At 45.1% G+C, this 16,863-nt stretch carries 16 protein-coding genes and 1 riboswitch; of the genes, 6 read left to right on the forward strand and 10 right to left on the reverse strand.

The features are described from left to right. The first annotated feature begins 106 nt into the window (after positions 1 to 106). Positions 107 to 1,159 (forward strand): serine hydrolase, encoded by a 1,053-nt coding sequence (locus F897_RS04070; protein ID WP_005233476.1) that lies wholly within the window; start codon positions 107 to 109, stop codon positions 1,157 to 1,159. Positions 1,160 to 1,217: 58 nt separating this feature from the next. Here the strand turns inward: F897_RS04070 and thrC are convergent, their stop codons facing one another. The 4 genes from thrC to xerD form a co-directional block, all read right to left on the reverse strand. Then, positions 1,218 to 2,357, reverse strand: coding sequence for a threonine synthase (gene thrC / locus F897_RS04075; RefSeq protein WP_005233478.1), 1,140 nt, complete (start codon positions 2,355 to 2,357; stop codon positions 1,218 to 1,220). Between the two features lie 57 nt (positions 2,358 to 2,414). After that, positions 2,415 to 3,719, reverse strand: a complete 1,305-nt coding sequence (locus F897_RS04080; RefSeq protein ID WP_005233480.1) for a homoserine dehydrogenase — start codon at positions 3,717 to 3,719, stop codon at positions 2,415 to 2,417. A gap of 127 nt (positions 3,720 to 3,846) precedes the next feature. Beyond that, a complete protein-coding gene (locus F897_RS04085; protein WP_005233482.1) occupies positions 3,847 to 4,659 on the reverse strand; it encodes a DsbC family protein in 813 nt (270 codons plus the stop codon). A gap of 98 nt (positions 4,660 to 4,757) precedes the next feature. After that, positions 4,758 to 5,675, reverse strand: coding sequence for a site-specific tyrosine recombinase XerD (gene xerD / locus F897_RS04090; RefSeq protein WP_005233484.1), 918 nt, complete (start codon positions 5,673 to 5,675; stop codon positions 4,758 to 4,760). A 176-nt stretch (positions 5,676 to 5,851) separates the two neighbouring features. Here xerD and F897_RS04095 point away from each other — a divergent pair, with 176 nt between their 5' ends. The 5 genes from F897_RS04095 (at position 5,852) to ftsW (ending at position 11,218) form a co-directional block, all read left to right on the forward strand. After that, positions 5,852 to 6,112, forward strand: coding sequence for a FeoA family protein (locus tag F897_RS04095; protein ID WP_005233486.1), 261 nt, complete (start codon positions 5,852 to 5,854; stop codon positions 6,110 to 6,112). Beyond that, on the forward strand, positions 6,109 to 7,965 hold the full coding sequence (feoB, locus tag F897_RS04100) for a ferrous iron transporter B (protein ID WP_005233487.1): 1,857 nt from the start codon (positions 6,109 to 6,111) through the stop codon (positions 7,963 to 7,965). The genes F897_RS04095 and feoB overlap by 4 nt, the downstream gene beginning before the upstream one ends. 57 nt (positions 7,966 to 8,022) lie before the next feature. Continuing rightward, positions 8,023 to 8,274, forward strand: a complete 252-nt coding sequence (locus tag F897_RS04105) for a DUF6587 family protein (RefSeq protein ID WP_005233488.1) — start codon at positions 8,023 to 8,025, stop codon at positions 8,272 to 8,274. Positions 8,275 to 8,654: 380 nt separating this feature from the next. Further along, positions 8,655 to 10,001: a UDP-N-acetylmuramoyl-L-alanine--D-glutamate ligase gene (gene murD, locus F897_RS04110; RefSeq protein WP_005233489.1), complete on the forward strand. Its 1,347-nt coding sequence runs from the start codon at positions 8,655 to 8,657 to the stop codon at positions 9,999 to 10,001. 20 nt (positions 10,002 to 10,021) lie between these two features. Beyond that, a complete protein-coding gene (gene ftsW / locus F897_RS04115; protein ID WP_004787257.1) occupies positions 10,022 to 11,218 on the forward strand; it encodes a putative lipid II flippase FtsW in 1,197 nt (398 codons plus the stop codon). Here ftsW and F897_RS04120 read toward each other — a convergent pair. The 6 genes from F897_RS04120 to thiC all read right to left on the reverse strand — a co-directional run bounded on the left by F897_RS04120 (position 11,207) and on the right by thiC (position 16,602). Next, on the reverse strand, positions 11,207 to 11,467 hold the full coding sequence (locus tag F897_RS04120; protein ID WP_005233491.1) for a zinc ribbon domain-containing protein: 261 nt from the start codon (positions 11,465 to 11,467) through the stop codon (positions 11,207 to 11,209). The two genes, ftsW and F897_RS04120, sit on opposite strands and share 12 nt — an antisense overlap. Before the next feature lie 56 nt (positions 11,468 to 11,523). Next, positions 11,524 to 12,444, reverse strand: a complete 921-nt coding sequence (gene gluQRS / locus F897_RS04125) for a tRNA glutamyl-Q(34) synthetase GluQRS (protein WP_005233493.1) — start codon at positions 12,442 to 12,444, stop codon at positions 11,524 to 11,526. Positions 12,445 to 12,446: 2 nt separating this feature from the next. Then, positions 12,447 to 12,974 (reverse strand): RNA polymerase-binding protein DksA, encoded by a 528-nt coding sequence (dksA, locus tag F897_RS04130; RefSeq protein WP_004787252.1) that lies wholly within the window; start codon positions 12,972 to 12,974, stop codon positions 12,447 to 12,449. Positions 12,975 to 13,182: 208 nt separating this feature from the next. Continuing rightward, on the reverse strand, positions 13,183 to 13,995 hold the full coding sequence (locus F897_RS04135; RefSeq protein ID WP_005233494.1) for a metallophosphoesterase: 813 nt from the start codon (positions 13,993 to 13,995) through the stop codon (positions 13,183 to 13,185). Next, a complete protein-coding gene (locus F897_RS04140) occupies positions 13,992 to 14,627 on the reverse strand; it encodes an NUDIX domain-containing protein (protein ID WP_005233495.1) in 636 nt (211 codons plus the stop codon). Before F897_RS04140 ends, F897_RS04135 begins: the two co-directional genes overlap by 4 nt. Before the next feature lie 79 nt (positions 14,628 to 14,706). Next, positions 14,707 to 16,602, reverse strand: coding sequence for a phosphomethylpyrimidine synthase ThiC (gene thiC / locus F897_RS04145; RefSeq protein ID WP_005233496.1), 1,896 nt, complete (start codon positions 16,600 to 16,602; stop codon positions 14,707 to 14,709). A gap of 90 nt (positions 16,603 to 16,692) precedes the next feature. Then, a riboswitch (TPP riboswitch) is annotated at positions 16,693 to 16,821 on the reverse strand. Between the last annotated feature and the right edge of the window lie 42 nt (positions 16,822 to 16,863).

Here is a 16,863-nt window from a genome sequence, read left to right on the forward strand (position 1 = left end):
CACATAGTGTCAAGAACAAAAAATGTTCGGCATTGTGTTTAAATGTAAGGCATATTAGAGGTAATACGCAAATCAATCTTACCTCTGTTAGTTGAGTGAAGGAATAGTGAAGAAAATAAACAAGTCTTTAAGGCATCTACTCGGCCTGTCCGTGTTAATCAGCATGAGCACGACAAGTTTTGCTGAAATCATTATGAATTCTGGCACAACAGAGGGCGGATCTAGCATCAGCTGGTCTTCTGATGAAGTCAATCAGCTCATGAATGATAATTTGAGCGTATCTGCTGCAGAACCTTCACCACCAGGTTCTGCAACTGTTACGACGACGATTCGTCAGGGCGGTGCACCAGCACCAGTACCGACAAAACCTGTGCAGATTATTGATAATAGTCATTTTAGTAATCAACCTCCTGTAAGTGCGCGTGCAGCTTTAGTGATGGATTCACAGACGGGTGAAGTGTTATTCAGTAAAAATACCAATAATGCTTATCCGATTGCGTCGATTACCAAATTGATGACTGCAGTAGTGATTTCAGATGCGCGTTTGAATATGTCTGAAAAAATTACTCTGCAACAGGCTGATTTTTCCTGTGCAGGCTGTAAGAGCTCAAGTTCTACCTTAAGAGCCGGGGACAGCATGAATCGTGCTGAAGCCTTATTATTTGCTTTGATGAAATCTGAGAACCCGGCTGCAGCCGCATTGGCGCGTACCTATCCAGGCGGTCGTGCAGCCTTTATTGCGAAGATGAATGCCAAAGCTAAAGAGCTGGGCATGAATTCAACCCATTATATGGAATCTACTGGCCTGCATCCTGGCAATGTGTCTTCTGCACGTGATTTGGGGATTCTGGTGAATACTGCTTCACAGTATGGTCTGATCCGTCAGTTCTCTACCACTGCCAGCTATGATTTTAACCTTGGCTATCGTGTATTGAAATCGAACAACACCAATTCACTGGTGCGTAATGGTGGCTGGAATATCAACCTGTCTAAAACCGGTTATATCAATGAAGCAGGACGTTGTGTCGTCATGCACACGACCTTGAATAACCGTCCTGTGGTGGTCGTGGTATTAGGTGCGGATTCAACTGCTGCACGTACCAATGATGCGACTCGTCTCATGACCTGGGTGTCTAGCTTGCCTAAACAACGTGTTTAATCTTTTTTAAGCGCATATAAAAAGCCCTGCAATTGCAGGGCTTTTTTGATTCTGTATCTTACATATTTGAAAGAATTGATTCACGAACCTGTTCTAAAGTTGCGTCGATAGACAGCATTACAGCATCAGAACATTGTTTGATCGCAGTATCCGGATCTTTCAGACCGTTACCAGTTACAGTACACACGATCACAGAACCTTCAGCAATTTTACCTGCTTTAATGTCACGGATTGCGCCACCGATAGATGCTGCAGATGCAGGCTCTACGAATACGCCTTCATACATAGAAAGAAGACGTTGCGCTTCCAGAATCTCGGCATCAGTCAGTTCATCGAACCAACCTTTAGAATCACGAACAACCGCTTTCGCATGGTTCCAGCTTTGTGGATTACCGATACGGATTGCAGTTGCAACAGTCTCAGGGTTTTCAACAGGTGCACCACGAAGGAAAGGTGCAGCACCAGAAGCTTGGTAACCTACCATTGTTGGCAGACCTTCAGGTTTAGGGCCAGTGAAGGCATCAGTGGCAGCATCGTAAATCACTTGCTCAAACTCGCCAGCAGGTTGATTCGCAACAGCTTCGGTATAACCCATCCAGTGTGCAGTAATGTTACCCGCATTACCCACAGGCAGGCAGTGGTAGTCTGGTGCACGGCCCAATTCATCCACGATTTCGTAAGCAATGGTTTTTTGACCTTGCAGGCGGTACGGGTTGATTGAGTTAACAATCGTCACAGGTGCTTTATCAGCGATTTCTTTTACCAGATGCATACCGTCATCGAAGTTACCGCGGATTTGCATGGTGATTGCACCGTACATCATCGCTTGTGCCATTTTACCCATAGCAATTTTGCCTTCTGGGATTAAAACAAACGCCTTGATACCTGCACGCGCTGCATAAGCTGCAGCAGCAGCTGAAGTATTACCTGTAGAAGCACAGATAATAGCTTTAGAGCCTTCTTCAACCGCTTTTGTTACCGCCATGGTCATACCACGGTCTTTAAATGAACCAGTCGGGTTTAAGCCCTCGTACTTCACATAAATTTCAACATTTTTGCCAATAATGCGCGGAATATTCGCAAGCTTAATCAGTGGCGTGTTACCTTCACCCAGAGAAACGGCTTTAGTAGTTGCAGACACTGGTAAACGGTCGCGATAGCGGTCAACTAAACCAGTATAACGATTGGCATTCGACATGATGATGTTCCAATTGTGTGTAGAGCTTGGCAAGGGGAGAGTGTCCCCTCGACCCGATTAATTATCAAGCGATTCTAAACGAATTCGTACAATTTCGCCATGAATGACAGGAAGAGCTTGAATTTGTTTTAACGCTTCATCCATTTTCGCTTCCTTGACAGGATCAGTCAGGATCACGATAGGAATAAGATCTTTCAGACGTGACTGCTGCAGAATTGCATCAATACTGATGCCTTCGCGGCTTAGAATAGAGGTTACTTCAGCCAGTACTCCGGTTTGATCTTCAGCATTGATCCGGATATAGTATCCAGTCGTCATTTCTTCACGTGGCAAGATTGGCAGGTCACTTAAGCTTTCAAAAGCCAGTTGTGGAATTGTACCAGCACCGTCTTCAGTATAAGAAATATCACGTACGATATCCACGACATCTGCAACTACTGCAGAAGCTGTAGGGCCCGCGCCAGCACCCGCACCGTAATAAAGTGTAGGACCAACCGCATTGGCTTGAACTAGAACTGCATTTTTCACACCATTGACATTAGCGATCAATTGCTCTTCAGGAATCAGGGTAGGATGCACGCGGAGTTCGATACCGGTTTCAGCACGACGCGCAATACCGAGGTGTTTGATACGGAAGCCCAAGTCTTCAGCATATTTCACGTCTTGTGCAGTAATTTTGCTGATGCCTTCAGTAAAGACTTTATCAAACTGCAACGGAATACCAAAAGCAATAGAGGCCAGTAATGTCAGTTTATGTGCTGCATCGATGCCTTCTACATCGAAGGTTGGATCTGCTTCTGCATAACCCAGTTCTTGCGCTTCTTTCAGGACATCAGCAAAGGCACGGCCTTTATCTCGCATTTCAGTCAGAATGAAGTTGCCTGTACCGTTGATGATGCCAGCCAGCCAGTCAATCTTGTTGGCTGCCAGACCTTCACGCATCACTTTAATAATTGGAATGCCGCCAGCCACCGCTGCCTCGTAAGCAATTTGCACAGCGTTGTCATCGGCAAGTTTGAACAGTTCATTCCCATGTTCAGCCAATAAGGCCTTGTTGGCAGTCACGACCTGTTTACCATGCAGAATGGCTTCTTTAATCACTTCATAAGCAGGGTGAATACCGCCCATGACTTCAACCACTACATCTACATCAGGTTGACGTACGATGTCGAGCAGATCTGCACTTTGTTTGACTGATTCAGGTAGATCCAGATCAGGACGCGGACGACGCGTACCAACATGGGTAATTTGAATTTCACGACCGGTGCGACGTTTAATCTCAGCAGCATTTTCTTTTAATAGTTTAAGGGCACCACCACCCACAGTACCAAGACCGAGGATTGCCAGACGAACTGGTTTCACGTCACACTCCAAATATAAACAGTTTTTTACGAGAGCCTAGATCATAGCTAAAAAAGCGGCCTGACTCTAGGGTCATTTCAGAATATCTTCATCTATAAAATAAAGTTAAATAACTAATTAAAATGAGTTATTTAAGTCGATCCAATAATTCTGATGTGCTCATATAGCCACCGAGATAAAGTCCTTCAGAACTGTATACACCCGGGGTGCCATTCACACCAATATTAAGACCCATTTGATATTGATCTTTCACAGGATTTTTACAAGTAGTCGGCGTGATAGATCCACCGGCAATGGCTTGGTCGAAGGCTGCACGACGGTCGGAATTACACCAGATGGCTTCCATAGCAGGCATATGCTGCTCGCCACGTGGCCAGGCAATATAACGTACTTCGATACCTTTGCTGTTCATCTCATCCATCTGCTCATGGAATTTGTGACAATACGGACAGCTGACATCGGTAAAGACATAGATTACATGTTTGGTTTTACTTTTGGCTGGATAGATCAACAGGTCTTCCGCTTTAAGGTTTGCAAAGATTTTCTTGTTGACGTCAGATTGCAGGGTTTCGCTGACATTATGCAGCTCTTTGTCTCCAAGACGGATGACATCACCCTGAATCAGATATTTGCCATCATTTGTCACATAGACGGGTGCCATACCTTCCAGGCTGACCCAAGACATGTTTGGTACTTCTGTGGATTTAATACCAGTGATTTTTGCGTTAATCCCCGCTTTTTTGAAATGACCTTCGAGCGTTGAAATCAGGCGTTGCTGTGCATTGCGTTCGCTAAGGTTAGAGGCTTCACCCGTCGCTGGTGCACTTGCTGTAAGCGTATCTTGCTTTTTATCTGAATTATTGGAATTGGAACATGCGCTTAGTCCCAGACCGGTAGCAAGCAGACAAGCGATAAAAATTTTGGTGCGGGCAAATGTCATAATAACCCTTTTTTCTTGGACTAAAAACAGAGCATTAGCATAGCAAAAAAAGATAGAGCTACGTCAAACTTCTCAGTTTATTCTATTTGAATCAGCTCTTAAGCCCGTGGATGATGGGTTGCGTGCAGTTGCTGCATTCTGACTTGTGCCACATGGGTATAGATCTGTGTGGTGGATAAATCACTATGACCTAGCAACATTTGTACTACCCGTAAGTCAGCGCCATGATTAAGTAAATGCGTGGCGAAGGCATGACGCAAAGTATGCGGAGACAGTTCAGCCTGAATTCCGGCTTGTAGTGCATAGCGTTTAATGGCATACCAGAAATTCTGCCGGCTCATGATGCTGCCATGCTGGGTGAGGAACAGATAATCAGTCGCTGTTTTATACAGTTGCGGACGTGCCTCTTGCAGGTATTTTTCTACCCATTCACAGGCCATCTGTCCCATTGGTACCAGACGTTCTTTATTACCTTTACCGACAATACGCAAATAGCCTTGTTTTAAATTAATCAGATCGAGACGCAGGTTAATTAGTTCCGTCACCCGTAAACCACAGGCATAAAGCACTTCGAACATGGCACGATCACGTAAACCGAGGGCAGTATTGATATCGGGTACATGAATCAATGCTTCGACATCAGCTTCAGACAGGTCTTTGGGCAGGGCACGGCCCAGTTTTGGTGTTTTATGGGCAGCGACCGGATTGTCACTCCGCAGTTTTTGTTCCCGCAGGAATTTATAAAAAGAACGTAAGGCGGACAAACATCGTGCAATTGAACGTGGACTTTTTTGCTGTTTGGTCAGTTCAATCAGCACATCGGAAATATCATCATGGTCCCATTCCGGTAAAGGTTTAACCAGACATTCAGCACACTGAATCAGATCAGACAAATAGGCATTCCGGGTATGGGGACTCACTGTCTGGGCAATCAGATAATCACGAAAACCCTGTAAGTAACTGAAAGCTTCAGGAATCTGAACTGGACTAGGAATGCGAGGTTTTTTATTTAGCATGATGTTTAATGAAGATAATTTTTAAAAGCGAGAAGCCTGATTGCTATTCTCCACTCTAGTTTAATTTTACGAACATGTCGATGTGCTATATAGCCAAGAAGAAATGTAATTAATACTTATTTGTTAATTATTCTCATTTGTTTGTATACTGTACAAAAGTCTTAGGAATTTTCACGGTGCGTTTGTCTGATTTGAAAGTAAAACAAACTGCCATCATTCGAAAAGTTAATCGAACTACTGATGGTAAAGGCGCTTTCCACGATGTTGTGGCCAGTCGCTTGGAAACTTTAGGTTTTGTACCAGGGACTCAGGTACAAGTCATTACCAAAGGTATTTTTGGTGGGGATCCGATTCTTATTCAGGTGGGGTTTACGCGTTTTGCTTTACGAAAATCGGAAGCGGCCAAGATTGAAATTGAACAGGGAGCGGCGGCATGAGTGATACCTTACGTATTGCCCTTGTCGGTAACCCAAACTGCGGTAAAACTTCTTTATTCAACCATTTAACCGGATCTCGTCAAAAAGTCGGCAACTATGCCGGGGTTACGGTTGAACGTAAAGTCGGGAATTTTACACTGCCTTCAGGCAAACCGGTACGTGTACTGGATCTGCCAGGAACTTATAGTCTGGATGCGACCAGCCCGGACGAAGAAATTACCCGTAATGTGGTTCAGGGTAAAATTGCAGAAGAAGGCCAGCAAGATACTTTCTTGTGCGTGGTAGATGCAACAAATCTAAAACTGCATCTGGGACTGGTACTAGAAATGATTCAGCTGGGTCGTCCAATGCTGGTGGTGCTGAACATGATGGATGAAGCACGCCGTCGCGGGATGCAGATCAATACCCAGAAACTGTCTGAACGTCTGGGTGTACCTGTGGTTGAAACTGTTGCCGTGCGTACTTCAGGCGTTGAAAACCTGAAAAATGCTCTGGATAAAAACAAGTTTTCTGCTCCGCAAACTGAACTCAGCGGTTTGAGTGGCGATCACCATCATCAGATTGCCAGTATTCTGAAAGATGTGGTGAATTATGCCGATCAGGAAGATAAACGTACTGATTTCCTGGACAAGATATTCCTGCATCCGGTATTGGGCCTGCTTAGCCTAGCCATCATGATGTTTGTGGTGTTTCAGGCGGTCTTTGCCTGGGCTGCACCATTTATGGACGGAATTGAAACTTTCTTCGGCTGGCTGGGCGAGTACATGGGTGGACTGATCGCTCATCCTTTATTAAACAGCTTGGTGGTTGACGGGATTATTGCCGGTGCGGGTGGGGTCGTGGTCTTCCTGCCGCAGATTCTGATTCTGTTCTTCTTTATTCTGGTTTTGGAAGAGTCCGGGTATTTACCACGTGCCGCCTTCCTGCTAGATAAATTGATGTTTAAGGCAGGTCTTTCGGGTCGTGCTTTCATCCCTCTATTGTCCAGCTTTGCCTGTGCCGTGCCGGGGATTATGGCTTCAAGAACGATTAGTGATCCACGTGACCGTCTGACCACAATTTTTGTAGCACCACTGATGACCTGTTCTGCACGTCTGCCAGTATATGCGTTGCTGATTGCAGCCTTCATTCCTGAGCAAACCGTGTGGGGCTTCATGAACCTGCAAGGTCTGGTATTATTTGGTCTGTATATGGCCGGTATTCTAAGTGCACTGATTGTTTCCTTTATCCTGAAATTTTTCCATAAAGACAAGTCTCAGCACATGCTGTTGATGGAGCTGCCAAGTTACCGTTTCCCGGATGTTAAAAACGTCTGGATTGGTTTGCTTGATCGCGGCAAAATCTTCTTGAAGCGTGTCGGTGGCATCATCTTTGCGTTATCTATCCTGCTTTGGTTCTTGTGTACGTTCCCGCAGCCGCCAGAAGATGCAACTTTACCGGATATCGATTATTCCTTTGCCGGGATGCTCGGCCATGTGATGCAACCTATTTTTGCACCATTGGGCTTTAACTGGCAGATCTGTATTGCACTGATTCCGGCGATGGCAGCGCGTGAAGTTGTCGTGGCAGCATTGGGTACGGTTTATGCCTTGTCTGCAGTTGATGAAGATGCCATGTCTGAGGGTCTGGCGGCACTGATTAGTGGCGGCGGTGATTTGGGCTGGTCGATCGCGACCGGCTTGTCTCTACTGGTCTGGTTTATTTATGCACCACATTGTCTGGCGACCTTAGCCACTGTGAAGCGTGAAACCGGTTCATGGAAAACGGTCAGCTTTATGACCTTCTACCTGTTTGGTTTGGCATATTTCATGTCATTCCTGACTTATCAAATTGCATCACATTATTTGGGTTAAACTGGCTGAAGGGAAACCTTGGCTAGATCTGAATGATCATGTGAATGGGAGATTGAGATGATTGAAATTCTGATTGTAGCGGTACTGGTTGTCTGGAGTGCACTAGTGGTATTTAAAAAGGTATTTCCGAATACTTCACGCTCAGTCTTCCAGAAGTTGTCTGATGCCTGTGCAGTCAAGGGCTGGCATACGCTGGCGAAATGGTTAAAACCGGCTATGGCCAGTGGCTGTGGTGGTAACTGTGCCTGCCCGGCATCGGAACAAAGCTCAAATCCAAAACCTAAAGCTCAGGCAGTGAAATGGAAGTAAATTTTCATTCTGTTTGAGAATAAAAACTGAGCATGCAAATGAGTAGGGGGAGTTTAGAAATAAGCTCCCTCATTTTTTTATTTTTTAGAAACTTATTGATTTATCTGGGTGAGAAGAATCCACTATTTTTCTATATATGAATGGAAACGTTATCTGATTTTCCTTTCAAGTTATGGATAGCATGGTCTTAACTTTTATTCCCATAATGACGCCAATAAAAATTTATTAATTATTAAACCGATTAAAGATGAAGATTGAACGATATTTTTTTACGCCCTGACACAAAAAATGCCAGAGAAAGTCAAAACAGAAAAAGCATTCAAAACAGCAAAGTGCTACCATTTCGTCAGTTTTAAAATAGACCAGAAAATGGGGCGAAAATGTTAATACAACGTGGTGGATTAAAAGTCGTTGCAGGACTCGGAATTTCAGGTGTTGCAGCGGTCAACTTCTTACATGACCAGGGCTACCGCGTTGCAGTAACGGACTCAAGAGCTACCCCACCGGGACATGACCAGATTCCTGCGGAAGTACAGACCAGTTTTGGCAAGTTTGACCAGAATCTGTTGCTCTCTGCCGAAGAAATTATCATCAGTCCGGGACTCGATCCAAAACTGCCTGAGATTCAAGCAGCACTGGCACAAGGTATTCCTGTGGTAAGTGAAATCCAGATTTTACGTCGTGCGACGGATAAGCCGATTGTAGCCATTACCGGTTCAAATGCCAAAAGTACCGTAACGACTTTAATCGGTCTTATGGCAGCGAATGCGGGTAAAAAAGTGGCAGTTGGGGGGAATCTTGGTCGTCCAGCACTGGATCTGACCAAAGATGATCCTGAACTGTATATTTTGGAATTGTCGAGCTTCCAGTTAGAAACCACATCAAACTTGCAGGCTGAAGTGGCTGTTGTTCTGAATATGAGTGAAGACCATCTGGATCGTCATGGCGACATGATGGGTTATCACACCGCCAAACACCGTATTTTCCAAGGTGTAAAAAAAGTGGTGTTTAACCGTGATGATTCACTGACCCGTCCACTGGTTCCAGATGCAATACCGATGCAGAGCTTTGGTTTGAATTCACCGGACATCAACCAGTACGGTATTCTCAAAGATACAGACGGCACAATCTGGCTGGCACGTGGTCGTGAACGTCTGCTCAAAAGTTCTGACATGTATATTCAAGGTACCCATAATGTGGCAAATGCCTTGGCTTGCTTAGCTTTAGGTGAAGCGATTGGCCTACCAATGGACATTATGCTGGACACTTTAAAAACCTTTAAAGGTCTGGAACACCGCTGTGAATTCGTTAAAGAAGTCAATGGGGTACGTTATTATAATGACTCCAAAGGAACCAACATTGGTGCAACACTGGCAGCACTTGATGGTCTAGGCATGGCGATCGAAGCTCAAGGTGGCAAGGTTGCTATTATTCTTGGCGGTCAAGGTAAAGGCCAAGACTTTACTGCTTTACGTGACTCATTATCTAAGTATGCGAAAGTAGCCGTATTGATTGGTGTGGACCGCCCAATTGTTGAAGAAGCGATTGCGGGTACGACTGAATTGATTCATGCGGAAAGCCTGCAGGAAGCAGTAGAAATTTGCCAGAAGCGCACTCAGGCACATGATGTCGTGTTATTGTCTCCTGCATGTGCAAGTTTTGACATGTTCTCCGGTTATCCGGAACGTGGTCGCAAGTTTGTGGCCTATGTGAATGAACTCAATTAAGAATAACAAGGATTCGTGATATGGCTGAGTTTGCTCAGACTGCGATCAATAAAATTAATCAATTTTATCAGCAGTGGGTACCTAAGCTGCCCGCTGAAGTTAATCCGCGTAATGTGCTGATTTTTTGTGTACTGGCTTTGCTGTGCATCGGTTCGATCATGGTGGCATCGGCTTCGATGCCTTATGCGGAACGGATGCATGAAAATGCTTTCCACTATGTAACCCGACATGCGATCTCGATTCTGGTTGCGGCGGGTGCAGCCTTTCTAGCTTATAAAGTTCCATTAAAAGTCTGGTTCAATAACACCTTCTTTTTATGGATTATTACTATTGTTTTGCTGGTCGCCGTACTCTTTGTCGGGACTGAGGTAAACGGCTCCAAGCGCTGGATTCGGGTAGCCGGTTTTACCTTGCAGGCTTCGGAAGTCGCCAAGGTCATGATGGCGATTTTTACCGCTGACTACGTCGTGCGCCGTGCTGAAGAGGTTCGTAATAATATCAAGGGCTTGGTACGTTTAAGCGCCATCATGGGTGCAACGGTTGGTCTGATTATTCTTGAGCCTGACTTGGGTGCAACGGTGGTAATTACCCTGACCATGCTCGGTGTATTCTTTCTAGCAGGTGCTCCCTGGATTCAGTTCGGTGTCGCTTTTATTACTTTATTGGGTGCATTTGCTGCTGCGATTGCTCTGGAACCTTATCGTTTACAACGTTTACTGTCTTTCTCGAATCCTTGGGAAGATCCGCTTGGTACAGGTTATCAGCTTTCTAATGCCTTGATGGCGTTTGGTCGTGGTGAATGGACGGGAGTAGGGCTAGGCCACAGTATCCAGAAAATGTCATATCTTCCTGAAGCGCATACTGACTTTATGTTGGCGATCTTAGGGGAAGAATTTGGTTTCTTGGGTATTTCTACCATTCTGATTCTGTCCTTTACCGTGATGGTCTGCTGTATCCGGATTGGACATCGTGCCTTGCAGCATCAATACTTGCGCGCAGGTTATCTGGCTTATGGGATCAGTATCATTTTCCTGTTACAGATTCTGGTAAACGCTGGTATGAATATGGGCCTATTGCCAACCAAAGGTTTAACCCTGCCATTTATTAGTTATGGCGGTTCATCACTTATTGTTTGTGCAGTGATGATCAGTTTGATTCTGAAAATTGATTCGACGACCCAGCAGGTCAATCCAAGCCGGGAAGAATCAAGCTTCTAGATCAGACGAGCGCTGTGGATCAGGCTGAGCATGGTCAAGTACTGTGCTCGGCATGACAGTTCCACAATTCAGGCAACGCACAAAAGTACTTTTTGCCTTGGAAAGTGGAATCAGCGGAATAAAAAATAAAGAAAAATAATTACGCTGCTGTTTTAGTTCATACCCAGAACGGGTTCGGCAGACTGGACAAAGAAACTGACTTTTCTCAATGACCTTAGTTTTCGGTCCTACACCAAAAATAAAAAACATTGTTATGGTTCTCACTCGCCTTTGTTATTGCTTTTAGCTTAAGTGAAAACCCGTTTTTATAAATAGTGACCTTGTAGCTCAGTTGTATGCGGGATTCGGGAGATGTCCCATTGTGCGACGGCTTGTTTGAGCATACGAGCAGGGCGATCCAGTTCTACGGGCACCTGACATAGGGCTTGAAGTGCTTGTTGCAAGAGCAGGGGAGCCTGATCAAGATCCAGTGCTTGCGCCAAGTTTTGTTTGGACAGTTTCTGGCCCTGATCATTCATTGCCAGTGGTAAATGCATATAGCTTAAACGCGGATAATCTAACAATTGACCCAGATAAATCTGACGTTCGGTATTATCTAAAAGATCTGCACCGCGAACTACATGGGTCATGCCTTGCAGATAGTCATCGACTACGACTGCCAACTGATAATTGATGATGCCATCACGACGTTTCAGTACAAAGTCACCCAAGTCTTTTTTCAGCTTTGAACAGTGTTGACCTTGCAGGCGATCTTCAAAACAGATTTCAACATCTTCAACCTTGACCCGAATTGCTTGATGTTCAAAAGGCAAACCTAAGTCACGACAGGTGTCTTGGTAAATATGATTGGAGCCCAGCATTTTGCGGGTACATTGACAGGCATAAACCAGACCCTGCTGGCGCAGTTGCTGAATGACATTTTCGTAAATATCCAGACGCTCTTTCTGGTAGATGATTTCGCCATATGGCTCGAATTCAAAAGCATCCATTGCACGTAGAATATGTTCTTCGCTGCCGGGATAAATACGAGGGATATCGGTATCTTCAATGCGGACTAGCCAGCGCCCCTGATGGGCTTTGGCATCGCAGTAGCTAGCGACTGCGGTAATGAGGGAACCAAAATGCAAAGGGCCGGTTGGCGATGGCGCGAACCGGCCCACGTAATTCTCTTCAGCTTTCCCTCCCTTTGATAAAGGGAGGGTCAGGGAGGGATTACTTAAAGACATGCTTAACCGTTATTTTGCTTCTCTTTGATCTCTGCCAAAGTCTTGCAGTCGATACATAACGTTGCAGTTGGACGTGCTTCCAGACGGCGCAGACCAATCTCGATACCACAAGTTTCACAGAAACCGTAGTCATCATTTTTAATTGCTTCGATAGATTGCTCGATTTTGCGGATCAGTTTACGTTCACGGTCACGAGTACGAAGTTCGATGGCAAATTCTTCTTCCTGAGTCGCACGGTCGTTTACATCAGGGAGCGCAGTGTTTTCGTCTTGCATCGTATTTAAAGTACGATCAACTTCTGACATCAGTTCAGCTTTCCATGCCATCAAAATTTGGCGGAAGTGTTCAAGCTGCCCTTCAGACATGTATTCTTCATTTTTTTTAGGTTGATAAGGTTCAATACCAAATAAGCTAGCAGTAGAACCACCCTCAGTCGTTTTCGGCTTAGATTTGCGCACACGTTTTGTAGGTTTTTCCTCTACAACATCAGTTTGTTCGTCTAAGACTTGATTTTGGTTGTCATTCGCCATTTAGGGCATTCCTCATCATATGCGTATGTAATACGCAAAAAATATGGTGATATGCAATTTTTATCCACCCTGTAGAAAGATTATCCTCCTACGGGGGTCGTCATCATATAGACTTTTTATGCTTTTTGATAGTCTTTGATGTCTGGATTATAGATATCACATTTCCTTTGGTTGCAATAAAGTAATTCAAAAAAAATAAAATGCAAAGTTAATAACCTGAAATTTCGGTATTAATATTTTGCTGGCTTAAGGTCACACGTTCGATATGTGTATCGAACTCCCCATTTTGTTTCAAATGTAATACACGATAGCCAGGTGTCGCCTGGTCTAGCGCGAATTCATCACTCTTGGGTTTGAACTGTACACTGGTCGATGGCGTTGATAAAAACTGGATACCGTGCCATTTATTGCAGGAATCCTGATGTACATGACCAAATAGAACCAACTTCACATTCTGGTGCCGGGCCAGTACATCTTTTAGATCTTCAGCATTCTTTAGCCGGTGCTGATCAATCCAGTGCGACTTCATCGCAAAAGGATGATGATGGCAAGCCACAACCACATACTGATTTCGGTATTCAAGCAATAATTGATCCAGCTGTTCCAGTTGAGCCTGTTCTACCCAACCATCTATCCGATCCTGGACTGCACTATTCAGTAAAATCAGGGTCCAGTTGCCAAAATGAATCGCATGAGCCTGATCTCGATCCTGATAAAAAGGAAAGACCTTGATGTCATCATGATTGCCCGGAATCTGGTAATAGGGCACCTGGCAAGACTGGATATATTCTAAATAACGCGTATAGGTTTGTGCGAACGGCACCTGTGCCAGATCACCAGTATGTACGAGTGCATCCATTTCTGGAAAATTGTGTTGAATATGCTGCATGACTTCATGGAAGCTCTGCTCGGGATTCATATTCGCGAATTCCAGATTGGGCTGATCCATCAAGTGGGTGTCAGAAATCTGGATAATGGTCCATTCTTGTGGTGATGCAGGATTGAATTGTTCCGATGTCATGTCTGCTCCCTTAAACCTGACGGGACAGCCTGCTGATGCTGCTGTAGCCATTGCAGTGCCATAATCACAGGTGCATTTCTAAGGCGACCATTACTCAGCAGGGTCGGAATATCGGCATAATCCAGAATGTGCAGCTGGATATTTTCCCCTTCATCCGGCATGCCAAAAACACCGCCTTCTTCAGGCAGTTCAGTCTGGGCGACATAAAGATGAAACAGTTCCGAGCAGGCACCGGCAGAAGGATAGAAACTGAAAAGATGCTGCAAGGAATCAATGGTACAACCTGACTCTTCGAAAACTTCGCGGCGAATACAGGTCTCAGGCGTTTCATTGCCATCCAGTACACCGGCAATGACTTCTAGTTGCCATGGCGTATCCTGATCATCCAGTCCCCCAATACGGAACTGTTCAATCAAGCCGAATTTTTGCTGCTGATCGTTATACAGCAGTACCCCAGCGGCTTCAGGACGATGGATGAGCTCACGCTGCAATGCAGGTGTATAAGATTCCTGATGGAAGACACGGTGACGTAACGTGACTTTTTCCACCTGAATAAATCCCCGATATAAAAACTCACGGGCCTCTATCCTAAAATCTTTTTTATTATAAGAGGCTTGTTTAATAATATTCATAACTCAGAAAAGGATGAAATAACTTATTTTTTTCATCCTATCTGAGATTTTTATGAAAACAACTGTTTTTTTTACAGTTTTACACCTTGTGGTACAATTTTTGACCAGAGCTATGGAAATCGTTTTTCATCTGGTTAAGTCCGGCTTCAATCTCTGCCTGCGTTACAGCCGGGGTCTCATCAGCAGATAACTGGCTGGCATAATCCCGCACATTCTGGGTGATTTTCATTGAACAGAACTTCGGTCCGCACATCGAGCAGAAGTGAGCTGATTTATGCGCCGCTTTTGGCATGGTTTCATCATGCATGCTGCGTGCTGTGTCCGGATCCAGGCTCAGGTTAAACTGGTCTTCCCAGCGGAACTCAAAACGGGCTTTAGACAGGGCATTGTCACGGGCTTGAGCACCTGGATGACCTTTGGCCAAGTCGGCAGCATGTGCAGCAATCTTGTAGGTAATGATGCCGTCTTTCACATCTTTCTTGTTCGGCAAGCCTAAATGTTCTTTCGGTGTCACGTAGCAAAGCATTGCCGTACCGTACCAGCCAATCATCGCGGCACCAATCGCCGAAGTAATGTGGTCATAACCCGGTGCGATATCTGTGGTTAATGGCCCAAGTGTATAGAAAGGTGCTTCCTTACAGACTTCCAGCTGCAGATCCATATTTTCCTTGATCATATGCATCGGTACATGCCCCGGACCTTCGATCATCACCTGAACATCATGTTCCCAGGCACGATGCGTTAGTTCACCCAAAGTGCGCAGTTCAGCAAATTGTGCTTCGTCATTGGCATCCTGAATACAGCCCGGACGTAAGCCATCCCCGAGGCTGAAAGACACATCATAGGCTTTCATGATTTCGCAGATTTCATCGAAATGGGTATAAAGGAAGTTTTCCTGATGATGTGCCAGACACCACTGTGCCATGATCGAACCACCACGTGACACAATACCAGTCAGACGATTTGCGGTCAGCGGTACATAACGCAATAACACACCGGCATGAATCGTGAAGTAATCCACGCCCTGTTCAGCCTGTTCAATCAAGGTATCTTTAAATATTTCCCAAGTCAGGTCTTCAGCTACACCGTTGACTTTTTCTAGAGCCTGATAAATTGGGACTGTACCAATTGGCACTGGTGAGTTACGGATAATCCATTCACGGGTTTCATGGATGTTTTGACCAGTCGACAGATCCATAATGGTGTCGGCACCCCAGCGGGTGGCCCAGGTCATTTTTGACACTTCTTCTTCAATACTTGAACCCAGCGCAGAGTTTCCGATATTGGCATTAATTTTTACCAGGAAATTGCGACCAATAATCATTGGTTCCAGTTCAGGGTGATTGATATTGGCAGGAATAATGGCACGGCCTGCAGCTACTTCCTGACGGACAAATTCAGGCGTGATTTCCTGTAAATTTTTGGCACCAAAATTCTGTCCCGGATGCTGGCGCATATCGGTACCTTCCAGCTGACGCAGGTTTTCCCGGATCGCGATATATTCCATTTCCGGCGTAATAATGCCCTGTTTGGCATAATGCATCTGGGTCACATTCTGGCCATGTTTAGCCCGGCGTGGTTTCTGAATATGGGCAAAGCGGATGTTGGCAGTACGGATATCACGTAAGCGTTGGCGACCGAACTCAGAGCTTAAATCGTCCAGCATTTCTGTGTCATTACGCTGTTCAATCCAGCCTTCACGTAGATTTGGCAGGCCTTTATTCAGATCAATTTCAACGTTTGGATCGGTATAAACCCCTGAAGTGTCATAGACCATCAGCGGTGCATTATATTCACCACCTAGGCCAGTCGGGGTTTCGCTAAGAGAAATTTCCCGCATGGGTACCTGAATATCAGGACGTGAACCTTGCAGATAGACTTTACGGGAAGCCGGCAGAATGCGGGTCAGATCACGCGCTTCCTGTTCGTGTGGAGTAAGGGGAGTTTCAGAAGAAAGATTCGTTAACTGGCTCATTGCAATGATCCTTATGAATGACATCAACGAATCAAGCACGACCAAAAACGTGGACAGAATTATCAGGGAGTAGATAAAACAAGGGTAGTCGTTTTTAGATGGCTTGATTCCTACGCAGGTATTAACCTGATCAGGTTCAACGGTACTCACTATCAAATGGCCGAAAAGGCTGATTTAAGTGATCTCAGCGAGTTATTACTCGCGCTCCGTCAAGCGAGGCTAAATCTTAGCTTAGTTGGTATTTAAAAAGTAGCTTTAAAT

The sequence above is a fragment of the Acinetobacter variabilis genome (genome assembly GCF_000369625.1).
Taxonomy (GTDB): Bacteria; Pseudomonadota; Gammaproteobacteria; order Pseudomonadales; family Moraxellaceae; genus Acinetobacter; species Acinetobacter variabilis.

What these genes read in the sequence shown, in the direction of transcription:
- F897_RS04120 (WP_005233491.1), bottom strand. Translation starts at nt 11,467, where the DNA reads ATGTTTTTTATTTTTGGTGTAGGACCGAAAACTAAGGTCATTGAGAAA.
- xerD (WP_005233484.1), bottom strand. Translation starts at nt 5,675, where the DNA reads ATGCTAAATAAAAAACCTCGCATTCCTAGTCCAGTTCAGATTCCTGAA.
- ftsW (WP_004787257.1), top strand. Translation starts at nt 10,022, where the DNA reads ATGGCTGAGTTTGCTCAGACTGCGATCAATAAAATTAATCAATTTTAT.
- F897_RS04105 (WP_005233488.1), top strand. Translation starts at nt 8,023, where the DNA reads ATGATTGAAATTCTGATTGTAGCGGTACTGGTTGTCTGGAGTGCACTA.
- thiC (WP_005233496.1), bottom strand. Translation starts at nt 16,602, where the DNA reads ATGAGCCAGTTAACGAATCTTTCTTCTGAAACTCCCCTTACTCCACAC.
- dksA (WP_004787252.1), bottom strand. Translation starts at nt 12,974, where the DNA reads ATGGCGAATGACAACCAAAATCAAGTCTTAGACGAACAAACTGATGTT.
- gluQRS (WP_005233493.1), bottom strand. Translation starts at nt 12,444, where the DNA reads ATGTCTTTAAGTAATCCCTCCCTGACCCTCCCTTTATCAAAGGGAGGG.
- feoB (WP_005233487.1), top strand. Translation starts at nt 6,109, where the DNA reads ATGAGTGATACCTTACGTATTGCCCTTGTCGGTAACCCAAACTGCGGT.
- F897_RS04140 (WP_005233495.1), bottom strand. Translation starts at nt 14,627, where the DNA reads ATGAATATTATTAAACAAGCCTCTTATAATAAAAAAGATTTTAGGATA.
- murD (WP_005233489.1), top strand. Translation starts at nt 8,655, where the DNA reads ATGTTAATACAACGTGGTGGATTAAAAGTCGTTGCAGGACTCGGAATT.
- thrC (WP_005233478.1), bottom strand. Translation starts at nt 2,357, where the DNA reads ATGTCGAATGCCAATCGTTATACTGGTTTAGTTGACCGCTATCGCGAC.
- F897_RS04135 (WP_005233494.1), bottom strand. Translation starts at nt 13,995, where the DNA reads ATGACATCGGAACAATTCAATCCTGCATCACCACAAGAATGGACCATT.
- F897_RS04085 (WP_005233482.1), bottom strand. Translation starts at nt 4,659, where the DNA reads ATGACATTTGCCCGCACCAAAATTTTTATCGCTTGTCTGCTTGCTACC.